This window comes from Duganella sp. BJB476, assembly GCF_003416895.1.
Classification (GTDB): domain Bacteria; phylum Pseudomonadota; class Gammaproteobacteria; order Burkholderiales; family Burkholderiaceae_D; genus Rugamonas.
Genome location: NZ_QVIO01000006.1, coordinates 223602 through 241050 on the forward strand (window position 1 = coordinate 223602; position 17449 = coordinate 241050).

The 17449-nt window shown below is 63.7% G+C and carries 17 protein-coding genes; 12 read left to right on the plus strand and 5 right to left on the minus strand.

Features of this window, described 5'->3' with window-relative positions:
• Positions 1–160: 160 nt before the first annotated feature.
• The 5 genes from D0T21_RS23055 to D0T21_RS23075 are packed head-to-tail and all read left to right on the plus strand — an operon-like array spanning position 161 to position 3306.
• The gene (locus tag D0T21_RS23055) at positions 161–604 is read left to right on the plus strand and encodes a rhodanese-like domain-containing protein (RefSeq protein WP_116992857.1); all 444 of its coding nucleotides are present in this window, start codon (positions 161–163) and stop codon (positions 602–604) included.
• Between the two features lie 8 nt (positions 605–612).
• On the plus strand, positions 613–1326 hold the full coding sequence (locus tag D0T21_RS23060) for a cytochrome b/b6 domain-containing protein (RefSeq protein ID WP_116992858.1): 714 nt from the start codon (positions 613–615) through the stop codon (positions 1324–1326).
• A 46-nt stretch (positions 1327–1372) separates the two neighbouring features.
• Positions 1373–2143: an energy transducer TonB gene (locus D0T21_RS32290; protein ID WP_199538586.1), complete on the plus strand. Its 771-nt coding sequence runs from the start codon at positions 1373–1375 to the stop codon at positions 2141–2143.
• 27 nt (positions 2144–2170) lie between these two features.
• A complete protein-coding gene (locus D0T21_RS23070) occupies positions 2171–2896 on the plus strand; it encodes a MotA/TolQ/ExbB proton channel family protein (protein ID WP_116992859.1) in 726 nt (241 codons plus the stop codon).
• Complete coding sequence (locus D0T21_RS23075; RefSeq protein ID WP_116992860.1) at positions 2896–3306, plus strand: biopolymer transporter ExbD; 411 nt, start codon at positions 2896–2898, stop codon at positions 3304–3306. The genes D0T21_RS23070 and D0T21_RS23075 overlap by 1 nt, the downstream gene beginning before the upstream one ends.
• Before the next feature lie 29 nt (positions 3307–3335).
• Here the strand turns inward: D0T21_RS23075 and D0T21_RS23080 are convergent, their stop codons facing one another.
• From D0T21_RS23080 to ompA, 5 genes are all read right to left on the minus strand, one after another.
• The gene (locus tag D0T21_RS23080; protein WP_116992861.1) at positions 3336–4445 is read right to left on the minus strand and encodes a hypothetical protein; all 1110 of its coding nucleotides are present in this window, start codon (positions 4443–4445) and stop codon (positions 3336–3338) included.
• A gap of 150 nt (positions 4446–4595) precedes the next feature.
• A complete protein-coding gene (locus D0T21_RS23085) occupies positions 4596–5633 on the minus strand; it encodes a hypothetical protein (protein WP_229211608.1) in 1038 nt (345 codons plus the stop codon).
• 219 nt (positions 5634–5852) lie between these two features.
• A complete protein-coding gene (locus D0T21_RS23090) occupies positions 5853–6545 on the minus strand; it encodes an HAD family hydrolase (RefSeq protein ID WP_116992862.1) in 693 nt (230 codons plus the stop codon).
• 9 nt (positions 6546–6554) lie between these two features.
• A complete protein-coding gene (ubiG, locus tag D0T21_RS23095; protein ID WP_116992863.1) occupies positions 6555–7250 on the minus strand; it encodes a bifunctional 2-polyprenyl-6-hydroxyphenol methylase/3-demethylubiquinol 3-O-methyltransferase UbiG in 696 nt (231 codons plus the stop codon).
• Between the two features lie 93 nt (positions 7251–7343).
• Positions 7344–8057 (minus strand): outer membrane protein OmpA, encoded by a 714-nt coding sequence (gene ompA, locus D0T21_RS23100; RefSeq protein ID WP_116992864.1) that lies wholly within the window; start codon positions 8055–8057, stop codon positions 7344–7346.
• A gap of 438 nt (positions 8058–8495) precedes the next feature.
• Between ompA and gyrA the strand changes: the two genes are divergently transcribed.
• From gyrA to aroA, 7 genes are all read left to right on the plus strand, one after another.
• Complete coding sequence (gyrA, locus tag D0T21_RS23105) at positions 8496–11156, plus strand: DNA gyrase subunit A (protein ID WP_116992865.1); 2661 nt, start codon at positions 8496–8498, stop codon at positions 11154–11156.
• Positions 11157–11268: 112 nt separating this feature from the next.
• Positions 11269–11859, plus strand: a complete 591-nt coding sequence (locus tag D0T21_RS23110; RefSeq protein WP_116992866.1) for a DUF2059 domain-containing protein — start codon at positions 11269–11271, stop codon at positions 11857–11859.
• Between the two features lie 10 nt (positions 11860–11869).
• Entirely contained in the window at positions 11870–12970 is a 1101-nt protein-coding gene (serC, locus tag D0T21_RS23115) for a 3-phosphoserine/phosphohydroxythreonine transaminase (RefSeq protein WP_116992867.1), read from the plus strand.
• 7 nt (positions 12971–12977) lie between these two features.
• Positions 12978–14051, plus strand: coding sequence for a prephenate dehydratase (pheA, locus tag D0T21_RS23120; protein ID WP_116992868.1), 1074 nt, complete (start codon positions 12978–12980; stop codon positions 14049–14051).
• Positions 14052–14077: 26 nt separating this feature from the next.
• On the plus strand, positions 14078–15187 hold the full coding sequence (hisC, locus tag D0T21_RS23125) for a histidinol-phosphate transaminase (protein ID WP_116992869.1): 1110 nt from the start codon (positions 14078–14080) through the stop codon (positions 15185–15187).
• 2 nt (positions 15188–15189) lie between these two features.
• On the plus strand, positions 15190–16116 hold the full coding sequence (locus D0T21_RS23130) for a prephenate dehydrogenase/arogenate dehydrogenase family protein (RefSeq protein ID WP_199538587.1): 927 nt from the start codon (positions 15190–15192) through the stop codon (positions 16114–16116).
• A 15-nt stretch (positions 16117–16131) separates the two neighbouring features.
• Positions 16132–17445, plus strand: a complete 1314-nt coding sequence (gene aroA / locus D0T21_RS23135; protein WP_116992870.1) for a 3-phosphoshikimate 1-carboxyvinyltransferase — start codon at positions 16132–16134, stop codon at positions 17443–17445.
• Positions 17446–17449: the final 4 nt, after the last annotated feature.

The following is a 17449-nucleotide window of genomic DNA, read 5'->3' on the forward strand; positions in this document are numbered from 1 at the left end:
CTGTTTCTGTTTCTGGTGGCCTGACAGCACCGGCGCCATGGCGGAAAATCCCACAAAGCCCGTCAATACAGGCTTTGCGCCGCATCGACAGGTTTGGCACGATAGTTGCAGAAGTGGCTGGGGAGACATCCCACTCAATCACTTTGAAAGCATCGACACCATGAAAAAAATCCGACTCGCCGCAATCGTTCTGGCGTTGAGCGCCACCGTATCCGCATGGGCGCAGCAAGCGCCGCAACCGTGGACCTACAAGACCAAGCAGCTGGAGCGCGCCGAAGTCGACGCGCTGCTGGCGAAACCGGAAAAGCTGGTGGTGCTCGACGTGCGCCGTCCGGACGAGGTGACCGCCAAGGGCAGCTTCCCGGTGTTCCTGAATATCCAGGCCAAGGATGTTGAGAGCCAGCTGGCCTATATACCGAAGGACCGCGTCATCGTCACCGTCTCCAACCACGCGCACCGCGCTGGCGCTGTCGGCGACCTGCTGACGGCCAAGGGCTACAAGGTCGCCGGCGCCGCCGGCTCCGAAGACTACGAGGCGCAGGGCGGCAAGATCGTTCGCATCGCCCCGCCGGCCAAGCAGGTCGCGGCAGCCGCGCCTAACTGAGGCACATCATGAACAAGCGCGCCAGCTATGAGGAAGTGCAGTCCGCAGCAGCCGCCGTAGCGGCAGCCGTGCCGGCGCGCAAGCGCATCCTGGTATGGGACCTGCCGACGCGCGTGTTCCACTGGTCGCTGGTGCTGGCGGTGACGGTTGCCGTCGTCAGCGGCGAAGTCGGTGGTGACTGGATGGAAGTGCATGGGAAAGCCGGGCTGGCGATTCTTGGCCTGGTTGCGTTCCGGTTGGCGTGGGGCTTTGCCGGATCCACCCATGCGCGCTTCCTCAGTTTTCTGCCGACCGCCACCAAGCTGCGCGCCTATCTGCGCGGCCGCTGGAAAGGGCAGGGTCACAACCCGCTTGGCGCGTTGTCGGTGCTCGCCTTGCTTGGCTTGCTGGCGGTCCAGGCGGGGACTGGCTTGTTCGGCAATGACGAAATCTCCTTCACCGGGCCGCTGTTCGCCTTGGTGGAGGAGGGGCTGGCGAACCGTCTCACTGGCCTGCACAAGCAGCTGGCCTATGTTCTGTTGGCGGTGATGGTCGTGCATATCGTGGCGATCCTGGTCTACCTGTTGATCAAGAAGGACAACCTGGTCAAGCCGATGGTCACCGGCTGGAAAGAAGTACGCACCGGCGCCTCGGCGGCCAAGGGCAGCTGGCCGGCGCTGCTGCTGTCGATCGCGTTTGCCGTCGCGGTGGTGGCTTGCGCCAGCGGGGCTGTTCGATGGTGAGCAGCGTTATCAATGAATTCAGTCACACAATCGAGAGGGCCTCTTCATGACCGCACTGACTTTTGAGAGCATCAATTATTCGCCGCGCCGCGCAGCAGTTCGCCGCCAGGCGCGGCCTGCGCCGATGGCTGCGCCCGCACTGCCGGTGAACGTGGCGATACCGCAAGCGGGAACCATCGCTGGCAAGGGCAATAAGCGCGGCCTGGCTGCGCTGGTCGGGGTGGCGGTGCTGCTGCACGCGGGCGTGATCGTCGCCCTGCAGCAGGGTGGCCAGATCGACCCGCTGCCGCCGAAAGTGGCCGAGCCGCTGGCGATCGAGTTCGCGCCGCCACCACCGCCGCCGCCCGAACCGCCGAAGGTGCAGCCGCAAGTGGCCAAGGTGGCGCCAGCGCCGGCCAAGGCGCCGCCGCAAGTGCCGGTGGTGGCGCAGGCGCCGGTGGACGATGGCCCACCGAGCGCCAACACCGTGCAGGTGGCGACGCCTGCGCCGCCGGCGCCAGTCGCTGCCGCACCGGCGCCCCCAGCACCGGAACCTGTGACCGAGCCGCGCGGCTACGCTGGCTACCGCAGCAACCCGGCGCCCGACTATCCGGCGCTGGCGCAGGACCGTGGCCTGCAGGGGCAGGTGGTGTTGAAGGTGCACGTACTCGCTTCCGGCAAGCCGGATAACGTCGCCATCGACAAATCCAGCGGCCACAAGATCCTCGACGACGCGGCCGTCAAGGCGGTGCTGGCGTGGTCCTTCGACCCGGCTAAACGCGGCCAGACGCCGATCGACGGCTGGGTCAAGGTTCCGCTGAATTTCAAACTTTCCTAATCCTTTTTTAAACTGAGAGCGCTATCCATGTCTTCCTACTACTTAGATCTTATCGTTCAAGGCGCCCTTTACGCACTGGTGCTGTTCTCCGTCATTACCTGGGTGCTGATACTGGCCAAGGGCGTGCAGCACTACCGCCTCGGGAAACGGGATAAACAATTTACCAGGCAGTTCTGGAGCGCCAGCACGCTGGATGCGGCCAGCGCGCTGGCCAGCGACGCCAGTCCGAAATCACGCCTGGCCAACGTCGGCTTCGCGGCGCTGCATGTGAGCGAATCGGGCGACGCCAGCAGCGACCTGGAACACAGCTGGGACAGGCAGGAACTGCTGGAGCGCCACCTGCGCCAGCAAATCCAGAAGGAGTACCAGTCGCTGGAGAGCGGGCTGGCGGTGCTGGCGTCGATCGGCAGCACGGCGCCGTTCGTCGGCTTGTTCGGCACCGTGTTCGGCATCATTCATGCACTGGGCGCGATCGGCAAGAGCGGCTCCGCCAGCATCGACGTGGTGGCCGGCCCGATTGGCGAGGCGCTGATCGCCACCGGTGTCGGCATCGCGGTGGCGGTTCCCGCCGTCCTCGCGTTCAACTTCTACGTGCGCCGCTTGAAGGTGACGGCCGCCGAACTGGATAACTACGCCACCGATTTCGTCAACCTGGCGCAGAAGAACGGCTTCCGCGTCACCCGCCCCGCGACCAAGGCCGCGCCGCAGACGGCTCGTCCGGCGAGCGCGCCGCAACAGGGAGCATACGCATAATGGCCTTCTCGACCGGTAGAGACAATAGCGACGTGGTCAGCGAGATCAACATCACTCCGCTGGTGGATGTGATGCTGGTGCTGCTGGTGACTTTTATCCTGACCGCGCCGCTGCTCAATAATGCGGTGCGCATCAACCTGCCCAAGACCTCGACCACCACGCCGGCAAATCCGTCGAAGACGGTGACGGTCAGCATCGATGGCAGCAACAAGATCTTCATCGACAAGCGCGAGGTGGAGCCGGCGGCGCTGGAGCCGGAGCTGAAAGGCCTGGTGACCAAGGACCCTGATCTGGCACTGAGCCTGCAAGCCGACCAGGGCGTGCCGTATCGCGCCGTGGCCAAGGTCATCGCCAATATCCAGCGCTCCGGCGTGACCAAGCTGTCGGTGTTGACCGAACCGGGAGGGTGAGACCGTATGAAACTTGAAACTATGGAGGGCTAGGGCTTGGTTTTTTCCTGCACGCGCGTGACCAGTACATCGCCGTCGACGATGGTGCAGTCGAGGATGTGGTTGCGCGACACCGGCGCGTGCTTGGAGAACAGGTCGTGGTACTTGCCCGGATCGTCCAGCCGCAGGTCGATGCGGAAGATATCCAGTTTGTTGGATTCCTTGATCTGACGCACGCGCTGCTTGCGGATCTCGGCTTCCTTGTCGCTGCGGCCGTGCATCTCCGGGCCTTCGAAGTAGCGTATCAGCGCGCATTCGATGACGTCGATGCGGTCCTTCAGCAGCACGTCGGCGGCCACCGGGTTGTCGTTGGCGGGCAGCTCGGCCGGGTCGCCGTCGTCGGAGATCACTTCCACGTTCATGCGCTGGATCAGCAGCAGCATGTCGTTGTCGTCGCTGTTCTGCTGGTGGATGCGCTGCACCGCCGGCAGGCGCGCGCGCGCCAGGCGGCCCAGCGGGTCCTTGGTCTGGCCGACGTATTGCACCTTGCTCTGGAAGGTCAGCGCATTCTCGTAGTGCTGCAGCACGTCGTGGATCGACAGCGCCTCGATCAGGCCGCCCCAGTTCAGGGTGATGAAGCGGTCGGTGACCACCACGCTCGGCTTCTTCAGCGTGGCGGCGAACGGCACTTCCAGGTCCAGGGTGATGCTGTCGCGCTTTTCCTCGGCGCCCACCAGGATCGGCACCGTCAGCTTGAGCGAGAAGAAGCCCCAGCTGGTGCTGCGGCTGGCGTCGAAGCGCACGCGCGGACGGTTGATGGCGAAGAAGATCAGCCGCTTTTCCATCGTCGCTTCAAGGTCGAACTGCATGCGGCGCAGGTGGCGGCCGACCGGGTCGCGGATGTCGGGAATCTCGGGGAAGCCGGCCACCAGGTCGTACCAGTGGAATTTGGCGTCGGCCACGGTCACCGCCCAGGTTTGCGGCGCGCTGGTGCGTTGAGGCATCAGCGGCAGCAGCTCGTCGAGCTGCTCGGCCGGCGCTGCCATCAAGTCATGGAACGGCTCCGGCGCCTCGGCGAATAATGCACCCACGCCCAACTCGTCCGGCGAAGGATCGGGGTAGTCGTCATCAGCGATTATGGCTTTGTAATCGCTCGTCATGGCGTGCGCTCCAGGGTCTCAAGTATTGGTTGCCCACAGTATAGTACGTCCCTGCAGATATTTCCATATTGCAAGTTGGCACGATGTGAATTCTCTCTACAATGTAACACTGCGGAGGCCGGCGCGCACGCGCGCGCCGGCAAGCGGACATCAGGACTTGGCGTTTTTCGCCGCCGGCGGCAGCGGCATGGGGGCGGTGATGGCCTGGCCGTTGGCGATGTGGCAGCTCAGCAGGTGGCGCTTGGCGCTGGCCGCCTGTTCGGAGCACAGGTATTTGTAGCGCCCGGCATCCTCGTATTGCAGGTCGATGGTGAACTGGACGAGGTTGTGCTCGGCCTGGACTTCGGTCAGGCGGGCGGTGCGCAGCAGGCGTTGTTCCTGGTTGCGGCTACGGGGATTGGCGCCCTCGAAATAGTTGGACAGCGCCGCTTCGATCACGTCCATGCGGTCGGCCAGCAAGGTGTCGGCCGCCAGCGGGTGGGCGTTGTGCGGCGCCTCGGCCGGATCGCCGTCGGCGCAGCTGACCTGCACGTCCAGCTGCTGCACCAGCAGCAGCGTGTCGAAATGCTTGCTGTGCTGCGCGTGCAGCTTTTGCAGCGCCGGCAGGCGCCCCTTGCCCAGGCGGGCGTCGTCGTCGCGGGTCTGGCCGACGTAGACCACCTTGCTCGGGATCTTCAGCGTGTGGGCGTAGGTTTGCAGGATGTCGTGGATCGAGAGCGCTTCGACCAGGCCGCCCCAGTTCAGGGTGACGAAGTTCGGCGTCAGCGTCACGGTCGGCTTCTTCATGGTGGCCGCGAACGGCACCTTGAGCTCGATGGTGATGCTTTCCTTGGCCTCGTCCGCGCCCAGCAGCAGCGGCAGCGTCAGCTTGAGCGAGAAGAAGCCCCACTGGATCGTGCCCTTGATGTCGAAGCGCACGCGCGGGCGGACCACGGCGAAGAACAGGTGGCGCTGCGCCGCGGCCGCCTCCAGCTCGAACTGCATGCGGCGCTGGTAGCGGCCGATCGGGTCGCGGATGTCCGGGGCTTGCTGGAAGCCGGCCACCAGGTCATACCAGTGGAATTTGGCGTTCGCCACGCTGACCATCCAGCTTTGCGGCGCGCCCGGTTCGGACGAGGGAGAGGCTAAGACAGCGAACTGCTCAGAGTGAGGCTGCGAGGTCATGGCAGCCAGCTCAGGAAAAGTCATAATGCTCCTGATTGGAAAGTTGAGATAGTGTGGTGACTGTCTCCCTTCCCATTCAGCGAGGTTGTGGCTTGCAGGAAATAAGTAATACTACGCAGTCGGTGCCGATTATTGCGTAGTTAAACTGCTTGAACAACCGATTAGTGTGCCTCTTCAAATGGCAGCGATACCATTGACTCGTCTATACAACGGTTAGCGTTATCAAATGCAAAATCGCCAATGTTATGCGGCCAGTTCGGATCTTCCGGACAACGACTCTTGCAAGAGTGTCAATAGTTGCGAAGGACTATCAAACAGATAGTCGGCCTGCCAGCCTTGCGGTTCGACCGGGCCGCAGTAGCCCCAGCCGCAGGCGATGGTCGGCATGGCGGCGGCCTTGCCGGCCTGGATGTCGCGCAGGTCGTCGCCCACGTACCAGCATTGCTCCGGCGCCAGGCCGAGGCGGGCGGCCGCCTCGAACAGCGGCGCCGGGTGCGGCTTGGCGTGCGCCGTGGTGTCGCCCGAGACCACGCAGGCCGCGTGCGCCAGGCCGATCTGCGGCAGCAGCGGATCGGTGAAGCGGGCCGGCTTGTTGGTGACTATGCCCCATTGCAACCCGGCCTGCTCGATGCCGGCCAGCAGCTCGACGATGCCGGGGAACAGCGAGCTGTGCACCGCCATCGCCGCCTGGTAGTTGGCGAAGAAGCCGTCGCGCAGCGGGATGAAGCCCTCGTCCTCCGGCTTCAGGCCGAAGGCCGCGCCTATCATGCCGCGCGCGCCGGCCGAGGCGGTCGGGCGCAGCAGTTCGTAGGCGGTCGGTTCCAGGCCGCGCTCGGTACGCAGCAGGTTGACGGCGGCCGCCAGGTCGGGGGCGGTGTCGGCCAGCGTGCCGTCGAGGTCGAACAGGATGGCGCGCGGAGGATTGATCTGGGTCATAAAGGTACTTTACAGCGGACGGGTGGTGGCGACCAGGTAGTTGACGCTGGTGTCTTCGTTCAGGGAATAGATCTTGGTCAGCGGGTTGTAGCCCATGCCCTTGAAACCCTGCACGTCGAGACCGGCGCTGCGGATGTATTGCGACAGCTCGGACGGCGTGATGAACTTGTCGTAGTCGTGGGTGCCCTTGGGCAACATGCGCAACAGGTATTCGGCGCCCAGGATGGCGAACAGATAGGCCTTGGGGTTGCGGTTCAGCGTCGAGAAGAAGACGTGGCCGCCCGGCTTGACCAGGGTGGCGGCGGCGCGCACGATGGCGCTCGGGTCCGGCACGTGCTCCAGCATTTCCATGCAGGTGACGACGTCGTACTGGCCCGCTTCCTGGGCCGCCATTTCTTCGGCGGCGATCAGCTTGTAGCGCACCGCCACGCCCGATTCCAGGCTGTGCAGGTCGGCCACCTTCAGCGCTTTTTCCGACAGGTCGATGCCGGTCACCTTGGCGCCCTTGCGCGCCATCGATTCGCTCAGGATGCCGCCGCCGCAACCGATGTCGATCACGTTCTTGCCGGCCAGTGGCGCGCGCGCGTTGATCCATTCCAGGCGCAGCGGGTTGATTTCGTGCAGCGGACGGAACTCGGAGGTCGGATCCCACCAGCGATGGGCGAGGTCGGAGAATTTTTGCAGTTCTAAGGGATCGGCGTTCATCGGTTCAGCTCATAAAGACTAATCCCGCTATTCTAAAGCAGCGGGCGAAAAAAAACCCCGCCGGAGCGGGGCCTTAAGCTACGGTACGAGCAATTACTTGCTGGTGCCGACTACTTCGATTTCTACGCGACGGTTCTTGGCGCGGCCTTCAGCAGTTTTGTTGTCTGCTACTGGCTGTTTCTCGCCTTTGCCTTCGGTGTACACGCGGTTAGCTTCAACGCCTTTGGAGATGATGTAGGCTTTGACGGCTTCAGCGCGGCGTACCGACAGCTTCTGGTTGTATTCATCGCTACCAACGGAGTCGGTGTGGCCGACGGCGATGATGACTTCCAGGTTGATCGAACCCAGTTTTGAGGTCACGTCGTCCAGTTTCGCCTTGCCTTCTGGTTTCAGAACGGCTTTGTCGAAGTCGAAGAACGCGTCGGCTGCGAAGCTGACTTTTTGTGCGGTAGGCACTGGTGCGACTGGCTTAGGTGCCGGTGCCGGGGTAGGCGCTACTGGTGCTGGAGCAGCTGGAACGACTGGAGCGACGCACTTGCCGTCAACCAGTTTCTCTGGCTCGACGCACAGTGGCAGGTCGCAACCTGGAACCGCGTCAGCCGGGGTCCAGTAGCCGGTGCGCCAGCACAGGCCGAACGGGTCACGGGCGATAACGCCGCGTGCATCCTGAACGTAAGCACTCTTAGGGGTTGCTGCCTTGATGTCCTGGGTAACCGGAGCATATGGAGGAGCGGTAGGTGCGGTTTGTGCAATAGCCGAACCAGCGAATGCAGCCGATACGGCCAACATCGAAATCAGTTTTTTCATATTTTTCTTCCTTTCGGGGGTGATATCCGCAGAAAAACTGCGCGACGTAGTGATACGTGGGGCGAATTCTACCACGCAGGGGCGTCGCGCCTGTCTCCCGATTGCGAAACGAGCAATTAACTTCTAATCCATTTTGCCACAAGCTATGTTTGGGCGTAAAAAGGGACCAACACGAGTCCTTTTTGATTCCGACCAAAATGTTGTTTTGTTGCAACGTGATTATCGATAATAATTGAGTAATGTGTCATGAATATTACATGGCGTTACAAGGTGGGCGCGCCTTGTAGTGGCGGGGCGGCGCCGGAATTGTGCTGGTTGCTGTGCGCGCATGCTAAAATCGCACGCTTGCCTGTCCGTAGTGAGGGGCGACGCTAGAAATGCAGTAAGTGCGGCATACATTGCTTAATAAACCACAGTCAAAGATCAGTCGACCCGCCAATGGATCAATTCGCAAAAGAAACAATCCCTATTTCCCTCGAAGAAGAGATGCGCAAGAGCTACCTCGATTACGCCATGAGCGTGATCGTGGGCCGCGCCTTGCCGGACGTGCGCGACGGCCTCAAGCCGGTGCACCGCCGGGTCCTCTTCGCGATGCACGAAATGAACAACGTGTGGAATCGCCCTTACGTCAAATGCGCCCGTGTGGTGGGCGAGACGATGGGTAAGTACCACCCGCACGGCGACGCGTCGATTTACGACACGCTGGTTCGTATGGCGCAGGACTTCTCGCTGCGCTACATGCTGGTCGACGGCCAGGGCAACTTCGGCTCGGTCGACGGCGACGGCGCCGCGGCGATGCGTTACACCGAGTGCCGCCTGGACAAGATTTCCGCCGAGCTGCTGGCCGACATCGACAAGGAAACCGTCGATTTCCAGCCCAACTACGACGGCAAGGAAAAAGAACCGACGGTGCTGCCGACCCGCATCCCGAACCTGCTGATTAACGGCTCGTCCGGTATCGCGGTCGGCATGGCGACCAACATCCCGCCGCACAATCTGCACGAAGTGATCGCCGGCGCGTTGCACGTGCTGCGCAATCCGACCTGCTCGATCGACGAGTTGATCGAACTGATCCCGGCGCCGGACTTCCCGACCGGCGGCACGATCTACGGCGTCTCCGGCGTGCGCGACGGTTACCGCACCGGCCGTGGCCGCGTGGTGATGCGCGCCAAGACCCACTACGAAGAGTACGGCAAGGACGGCGGCCGCACGGCCATCATCGTTGACGAGCTGCCGTACCAGGTCAACAAGAAATCGCTGCTGGAACGCATCGCCGAAAACGTGCGCGACAAGAAGCTCGAAGGCATTTCCGACATCCGCGACGAGTCCGACAAGTCGGGCATGCGCGTGGTCATCGAGCTCAAGCGCGGCGAAGTGCCGGAAGTGGTGCTGAACAACCTGTACAAGCAAACGCAATTGCAGGACACCTTCGGCATGAACATGGTGGCGCTGGTCGACGGCCAGCCGCGCCTGCTGAACCTGAAGGAAATGCTGCAGTGCTTCCTGTCGCACCGCCGCGAAGTGGTCACGCGCCGCACCGTGTTCGAGCTGCGCAAGGCGCGCGAGCGCGGCCACGTGCTGGAAGGCCTGGCGGTTGCGCTGGCCAACATCGACGACTTCATCGCCATCATCAAGGCCGCGCCGACCCCGCCGGTCGCCAAAACCGGCCTGATGGAACGTTCGTGGGATTCGTCGCTGGTGCGCGAGATGCTGGCCCGCACCGCCGATGGCACCACCATCGGCGGCATCGACGCCTTCCGTCCCGAGCACCTGCCTAAGCACTACGGCATGCAGCAGGACGGCATGTACAAGCTGTCGGACGACCAGGCGCAAGAGATTCTGCAGATGCGCCTGCAACGCCTGACCGGCCTGGAGCAGGACAAGATCGTCAACGAATACAAAGATGTGATGGCCGAAATCGCCGACCTGCTGGACATCCTGTCCAAGCCGGAACGCGTGACCACCATCATCACCGACGAGATGACCCACGTGGTCAACGAGTTCGGCGACCCGCAGAAGGATCCGCGCCGCTCCAACATCGAGCACAACGCGACCGACCTCGGCACCGAAGACCTGATCACGCCGCAGGACATGGTGGTGACCCTGTCGCACACCGGCTATATGAAGGCGCAGCCGATCACCGAGTACCGCGCGCAGAAACGCGGCGGACGCGGCAAGCAGGCCATGGCGACCAAAGAGGAAGACTGGATCGACCAGCTGTTCATCGCCAACACGCACGACTACATCCTGTGCTTCTCCAACCGCGGCCGCATGTACTGGCTCAAGGTATGGGAAGTGCCGCAAGGTTCGCGCAACTCGCGCGGCAAGCCTATCGTCAACATGTTCCCGCTGGCGGACAATGAGAAGATCACCGTTATCCTGCCGCTGTCCGGCGATAACCGCGTCTTCCCTGAAGACCACTACGTGTTCATGTCGACCAGCCTGGGCACCGTGAAGAAGACGCCGCTGAAGGACTTCAGCAATCCACGCAAGGCCGGCATCATCGCGGTCGACCTGGACGAGGGCGACTTCCTGATCGGCGCCGCGCTGACCGACGGCCAGCACGACGTGATGTTGTTCTCCGACGCCGGCAAGGCGGTGCGCTTCGACGAGAACGACGTGCGTCCGATGGGCCGCAACGCCCGCGGCGTGCGCGGCATGAACCTGGACGAAGGCCAGCGCGTGATCGCGCTGCTGGTGGCGGAAAACGAGCAGCAGTCGGTGCTGACGGCGACCGAGAACGGCTTCGGCAAGCGTACTCCGATCACCGAGTACACCCGCCACGGCCGCGGCACCAAGGGCATGATCGCGATCCAGACCTCCGAGCGTAACGGCCGGGTAGTGGCGGCGACGCTGGTCGATTCGACCGACGAAATCATGTTGATCACCACCGGCGGCGTGCTGATCCGCACCCGCGTGTCCGAGATCCGCGAGATGGGCCGCGCCACGCAAGGCGTGACCCTGATCGCAGTCGAAGACGGCACCAAGCTGTCCGGCCTGCAGCGCGTGGTGGAAACCGACATCGACGAAGTCGAGCTGGAGCCGGGTCCTGACGCCAAGCCGGACGACGCTCAGCCAGACGAAGCTCCAGCTGAGTAAGTCCTAGCACACACCGCCCCGGACGCAGGTCCGGGGCCAGCGGGGTCAGGTTTATTGCGCGGATAAATGCGACAATAGGACTGACCCCATTTTTATTTTTTGAGACCGTAAAATGAAAAAAATCCTGGCAACGCTGGTAACCTCCCTGGCCCTGATCGGCGCCGCTCCCGTCTACGCGCAAGCCGACGCCGCCTCCACCGCCGCCGCCCAAGAGCTGTTCGACGCGATGAACCTGCGCTCGGTGATGGCCGGCGTGATGCAGCAGATGTCGCAAAACATCGGCACTTCGATGCGCGCCGGCGCCGAGGCGTCGATCAAGAACAACCCGACGACCACGCCGGAGCAGAAGAAGCAGGCGCTGGCCAAGATGGAAGCCGAACTGCCGGCCGCCATCAGCACCCTGCAGGGCGCCATCACCGATCCGACCATGGTCGACGAGATCCTGGTCGAATCGGTGCCGATGTACGCCCGCACCTACAGCGCCGATGAACTGAAGCAGATCGCCGCCTTCTACCGCTCGCCGGTGGGCGCCAAGATGCTGGCCACCATGCCCAAGCTGACCGCCGAGAGCATGCAGATCGGCCAGGCGATCGCGATGCGCCGTCTGGGCCCGCTGATGCAGAAGCAGCAGGAGCAGCGCCAGCAGGCGCAGGCGCTGGAGCAGGAACAAAAGCAGAAGCCGAAACAACCCGTCAAAAAATAAGGACCGCAACGTGACTCACATCTATAACTTCTCCGCCGGCCCCGCCGTATTGCCGAAGGAAGTGCTGGCGCAAGCCGCTGCCGAAATGCTGGACTGGCATGGCAGCGGCATGTCCGTCATGGAGATGAGCCACCGCGGACCGGAGTTTATTTCGATTTACAAGGCAGCCGAGCGCGATCTGCGCGAGCTGCTGGCAGTACCGGACAATTACAAGATCTTGTTCATGCAGGGCGGCGGACTGTCGCAGAACGCCCTGATCCCGCTGAACCTCGTCGGCCACAAGCCGCAGCCAGCGACCATCGATTTCATCCACACCGGTTCGTGGTCGGGCAAATCCATCAAGGAAGCCGCCAAGTACGCCAACGTGAACGTCGCCGCCTCGTCGATGACGTCGGTGCCGCCGCAGTCGGAGTGGAAGCTCACGCCCGGCGCCGCCTATCTGCACATGTGCACCAACGAGACCATCGACGGCATCGAGTTCGACTTCGACGCCGGCGTGCCTGCGCCGCAAGAGGGCGTGCTGCTGGTGGCCGACATGTCCTCGCACATCCTGTCGCGCCGCATCGACGTCTCGAAGTACGGCGTGATCTTCGCCGGCGCGCAGAAGAACATCGGCCCTGCCGGCGTCACCATCGTCATCGTGCGCGAAGACCTGCTGGGCAAGGCGCTGCCGGCCTGCCCGTCGGCGTTCGACTTCAAGCTGGTGGCCGACAACGAGTCGATGTACAACACGCCGCCCACCTACGGCATCTACATCGCCGGCCTGGTGTTCCAGTGGCTGAAGCGGCAGGGCGGCGTGGCCGAGATGGAGCAGCGCGCCATCGCCAAGGCCAGGCTGCTGTACGACGCGCTGGACGCCAGCGATTTTTACCAGACCCGCGTAGCGAAAACCAGCCGCTCGCGCATGAACGTTCCTTTCTACCTGAAGGACGAGAGTCAGAATGAAGCATTCCTGGCCGGCGCCAAAGCGCGCGGCCTGCTGCAACTGAAGGGCCACAAGTCCGTCGGCGGTATGCGCGCATCGATCTACAACGCGATGCCTATCGAGGGCGTGCAAGCGCTCGTAGACTACTTGAACGAATTCGCCGCCAGTGCGGGCACCGGAAAATAAACCCATCATGAACGACAAACTGACACCCTTGCGCGAGCAGATCGACGCCATCGATGCCCAGATCCTCGACCTGTTGAACCAGCGCGCCAAAGTGGCGCAGCAAGTCGGCCACGTCAAGGCCGAGACCAACGCCCCGGTATTCCGGCCCGAACGCGAGGCGCAGGTGCTGCGCGGCGTGGCCGAGCGCAATCCCGGCCCGATGGGCGACACCGAGCTGCAAACCATCTGGCGCGAGATCATGTCCGCCTGCCGCTCGCTGGAGAAGCGCGTCACCATCGCCTTCCTCGGCCCGGCCGGCACCTACAGCGAACAAGCCGTGTACCAGCAGTTCGGCACCGCCGTCGACGTGCTGCCTTGCTCGTCGATCGACGAAGTGTTCCGCGCCACCGAAGCCGGCACCGCCGAATTCGGCGTGGTGCCGGTCGAGAACTCGACCGAAGGCGCCATCGGCCGCACGCTGGACCTGCTGCTGCATACGCCGCTGACCATCAGCGGCGAAGTGTCGATTGCCGTGCGTCACAGCCTGCTGACCGGCACCGGCAATATGGACGGCATCACCGCCATCTGCGCCCACGCGCAGGCGCTGGCGCAGTGCCAGATCTGGTTGAACAACAACTACCCTGAAATCGAACGCCGCGCCGTGTCGTCCAACGCCGAGGCGGCGCGCATGGCGCGCGACGACCACGGCATCGCAGCGATCGCCGGCGAACGCGCCGGCGTGCGCTATAGCCTGGGCACGGTCAAGGCCAACATCCAGGACGATCCGCACAACCGCACCCGCTTCGCCGTGATCGGCCACCTGCAGGCCGGCCCGTCGGGCCAGGATCGCACCTCGCTGGCGTTGGCCGCGCCGCACAAGGCGGGCTCCATCTACCGCCTGCTTGGTTCGCTGGCCCAGCACAATGTGTCGATGACGCGCTTCGAATCCCGCCCGGCCCGCACCGGCACGTGGGAATACTACTTCTACGTCGACGTCGAAGGCCACGTGCAGGATGACGGCGTGGCCAAGGCGCTGGACGAATTGCAAAGCAACGCAGCCTTCTTCAAGGTGCTGGGTTCCTACCCGGTCAGCCTGACTTAATCGTTATTTCTACTTAGAGAGAGACCATGCCCAAGAACTACGGCCCCGAATACGTCCGCGCTATCGCTCCTTACCAGGCCGGCAAACCGATTGCGGAAGTCGCGCGCGAATTTGGCCTCGATGAAGCGGCCATCGTCAAACTGGCGTCGAACGAGAATCCGTTCGGCGTGCCGCCGTCGGCAGTGCAGGCGATGACCGCCGCCGCCGCGGACCTGGGCCGCTACCCGGACGCCAACGGTTTCGACCTGAAGGGCGCGCTGTCCAAGCGCTACGACGTGCCGGCCGAGTGGATCACGCTGGGCAACGGCAGCAACGACATCCTGGAAATCGCCGCCCACGCCTTCGTCGAGCGCGGCCAGTCAGTGGTGTACTCGCAGTACTCGTTCGCCGTGTACGCGCTGGCGACCCAGGGCGTCGGCGCGCGCCACATCGTGGTGCCGGCCAAGGACTACGGCCATGACCTGCCGGCCATGCTGGCCGCGATCCAGGATGACACCCGCCTGGTCTTCATCGCCAACCCGAACAACCCGACCGGCACCTTCATTCCGGCCGCCGACATCCAGGCCTTCCTGGACAAGGTGCCTGCCAATGTGGTGGTGGTGCTGGACGAGGCCTACAACGAATTCCTGGCGGAAGAAAACCAGTTCGAGTCGGCTTCGTGGGTCAAGAAGTATCCCAACCTGCTGGTCTCGCGCACCTTCTCCAAGGCTTATGGCCTGGCCGGTTTGCGCGTGGGCTTCGGCATCGCCCAGCCGGCGCTGACGGACCTGATGAACCGCATCCGCCAGCCGTTCAACGTCAATTCGATGGCGCAGGCAGCGGCCATAGCGGCGCTGAACGACAAGGCCTTCCTGGCGCAGAGCGCCACCAACAACGCCGCCGGCTACCAGCAGTTCACCGAAGCGTTCGACAAGCTGGGCCTGCAGTACGTGCCGTCGTACGGCAACTTCGTGCTGGTCAAGGTCGGCGACGACGTGGCGGCCGGCGCGCGCGTCAACCTGGCGCTGTTGAAGCAGGGCGTGATCGTGCGTCCGGTCGGTAACTACGGCCTGCCGGAGTGGCTGCGCATTTCCATCGGCCTGCCGCAGGAAAACGCGGTGCTGATCGCGGCGCTGACCAAGGCACTGGCGGAGTAAGAATGTTGAACAAGGTCGTCATCTTTGGCGTAGGCCTGATCGGCGGATCGTTTGCGCGGTCGCTGAAAAAGGCCGGCGCCGTCGGCAGCGTGGTCGGCATGGGGCGGTCCGCCGCCTCGCTCAAGCGCGCGCAGGAACTGGGCATCATCGACGTCATCGGCGTGGCCGACGCCGGTGGTGGCGGCTGCACCATGGCCGAGGCGCTGGACGGCGCCGACCTGGTGCTGCTGGCCGCGCCGGTGGCGCAGACCGAAGCGATTCTGGCGGCGATTGCGCCGCATTTGCAGCCGGGTACCGTGGTCACCGATGCCGGCAGCACCAAGGGCGACGTGGTGGCTTCGGCGCGGCGCGCGCTGGGCGGCAAGATCGCCCAGTTCGTGCCGGGCCATCCGATCGCCGGTCGCGAGACCAATGGTCCCGAGGCGGCGATCGACGATCTGTATGTCGGCAAGAAGGTGGTGCTGACGGCATTGGATGAAAACGCGGCAGTGGATGTCGAGCGTGTGGCCGCCGCGTGGCGCGCCTGCGATGCGATCATTCATCGTTTGACGCCGCAAGAACATGACAAGGTGTTTGCCGCCGTAAGTCATTTGCCGCATTTGCTGGCATATGCGCTGGTGGACGACATCGCGAACAAACCGCATGCAGATTTACTGTTCCAGTATGCGGCCAGTGGCTTCCGCGATTTCACAAGGATCGCGGGATCGTCGCCCGAAATGTGGCGCGACATTAGCCTGGCCAACCAGTCGGCGTTGTTGACGGAGCTGGATGCTTATCTGGCACAATTGACGGGCCTGCGCGCCCGTCTGGCCGCCGGTGACGGGGCAGGGCTGGAGAGCGTGTACAGCAACGCCCAGCGCGCCCGCCACCAGTGGATTACAGCGATCGAGGCGGCCGAGGCGCCGCCGTCGCAAGACCAAGCAGACTAAATCAGGAAAATCAGCATGACCCACGAATATATCGACCTGCAAACGGTCGCGCATGTGCAGGGCGCGGTGCGCCTGCCAGGCTCCAAATCCATCTCCAACCGCATCCTGCTGTTGTCGGCGCTGTCGCAGGGCGACGTCGCCATCGTCGACCTGCTGGCCTCCGACGACACAGCCGTCATGCTGGCCGCGCTGCGCTCGCTGGGCGTGCAGTGGAGCGAAGAGAAAACCGCCACCGGCACCATCCACCACGTCAAGGGCGTGGCCGGCGTGCTGCCGAATAAATCGGCCGACCTCTTCATGGGCAACGCCGGCACCGCGATCCGTCCGCTGACCGCGGCGCTGGCCGTGATCGGCGGCGACTACACGCTGCACGGCGTGCCGCGCATGCACGAGCGTCCGATCGGCGACCTGGTCGACGCCCTGAACGCCGCCGGCACCAACGTCGAGTACACCGGCAACCCGGGCTTCCCGCCGCTGCACATCAAGCAGGGCAAGATCCACGCGCAGCGCCTGTCGGTGCGCGGCGATGTGTCCAGCCAGTTCCTGACCGCGCTGCTGATGGTGGCGCCGCTGATGGCGCGCGAACACGCGATCAGCATCGACGTGGTCGGCGAGTTGATCTCCAAGCCCTACATCGAGATCACGCTGAACCTGATCCGCCGCTTCGGCGTGACGGTCGAGCAGAACGGCTGGGAGTCGTTCACCATCCAGCCCGGCCAGGTCTACCAGTCGCCGGGCACCATCCACGTTGAAGGCGACGCCTCGTCGGCATCCTACTTCCTGGCGGCCGGCGCGATCGCCGGCGGCCCGGTGCGGGTCGAAGGCGTGGGCAAGGACAGCATCCAGGGCGACGTGCGCTTCGCCGCCGCGCTGGAGCAGATGGGCGTGCAGATCACCATGGGCGACAACTGGATCGAAGCCAAATCGAACGGCGTGCTGAAAGCCATCGACGCCGACTTCAACCACATCCCCGATGCGGCCATGACCATCGCCATCGCCGCGCTGTACGCCGACGGCACCAGCACGCTGCGCAACATCGCCAGCTGGCGCGTCAAGGAAACCGACCGCATCGCCGCCATGGCCATCGAGCTGCGCAAGGTCGGCGCGATCGTGGAGGAGGGCGCCGACTACATCAAGGTCACGCCGCCGGCCGTCATCACGCCTGCTACTATCGATACCTACGACGATCACCGCATGGCGATGTGCTTCTCGCTGGTGTCGCTGGACGGCGCCGCGCGCAAGGGCAATGTCATGCGCATCAACGATCCCAAGTGCGTTGGCAAAACCTTCCCCGAGTATTTCGCGGCTTTTGCCGCCATAGCAAAATAAATAA

Coding starts and splice junctions, on each gene's coding strand:
- D0T21_RS23055 (WP_116992857.1), top strand. CDS start 161: ATGAAAAAAATCCGACTCGCCGCAATCGTTCTGGCGTTGAGCGCCACC.
- D0T21_RS23060 (WP_116992858.1), top strand. CDS start 613: ATGAACAAGCGCGCCAGCTATGAGGAAGTGCAGTCCGCAGCAGCCGCC.
- D0T21_RS32290 (WP_199538586.1), top strand. CDS start 1,373: ATGACCGCACTGACTTTTGAGAGCATCAATTATTCGCCGCGCCGCGCA.
- D0T21_RS23070 (WP_116992859.1), top strand. CDS start 2,171: ATGTCTTCCTACTACTTAGATCTTATCGTTCAAGGCGCCCTTTACGCA.
- D0T21_RS23075 (WP_116992860.1), top strand. CDS start 2,896: ATGGCCTTCTCGACCGGTAGAGACAATAGCGACGTGGTCAGCGAGATC.
- D0T21_RS23080 (WP_116992861.1), bottom strand. CDS start 4,445: ATGACGAGCGATTACAAAGCCATAATCGCTGATGACGACTACCCCGAT.
- D0T21_RS23085 (WP_229211608.1), bottom strand. CDS start 5,633: ATGACTTTTCCTGAGCTGGCTGCCATGACCTCGCAGCCTCACTCTGAG.
- D0T21_RS23090 (WP_116992862.1), bottom strand. CDS start 6,545: ATGACCCAGATCAATCCTCCGCGCGCCATCCTGTTCGACCTCGACGGC.
- ubiG (WP_116992863.1), bottom strand. CDS start 7,250: ATGAACGCCGATCCCTTAGAACTGCAAAAATTCTCCGACCTCGCCCAT.
- ompA (WP_116992864.1), bottom strand. CDS start 8,057: ATGAAAAAACTGATTTCGATGTTGGCCGTATCGGCTGCATTCGCTGGT.
- gyrA (WP_116992865.1), top strand. CDS start 8,496: ATGGATCAATTCGCAAAAGAAACAATCCCTATTTCCCTCGAAGAAGAG.
- D0T21_RS23110 (WP_116992866.1), top strand. CDS start 11,269: ATGAAAAAAATCCTGGCAACGCTGGTAACCTCCCTGGCCCTGATCGGC.
- pheA (WP_116992868.1), top strand. CDS start 12,978: ATGAACGACAAACTGACACCCTTGCGCGAGCAGATCGACGCCATCGAT.
- hisC (WP_116992869.1), top strand. CDS start 14,078: ATGCCCAAGAACTACGGCCCCGAATACGTCCGCGCTATCGCTCCTTAC.
- D0T21_RS23130 (WP_199538587.1), top strand. CDS start 15,190: ATGTTGAACAAGGTCGTCATCTTTGGCGTAGGCCTGATCGGCGGATCG.
- aroA (WP_116992870.1), top strand. CDS start 16,132: ATGACCCACGAATATATCGACCTGCAAACGGTCGCGCATGTGCAGGGC.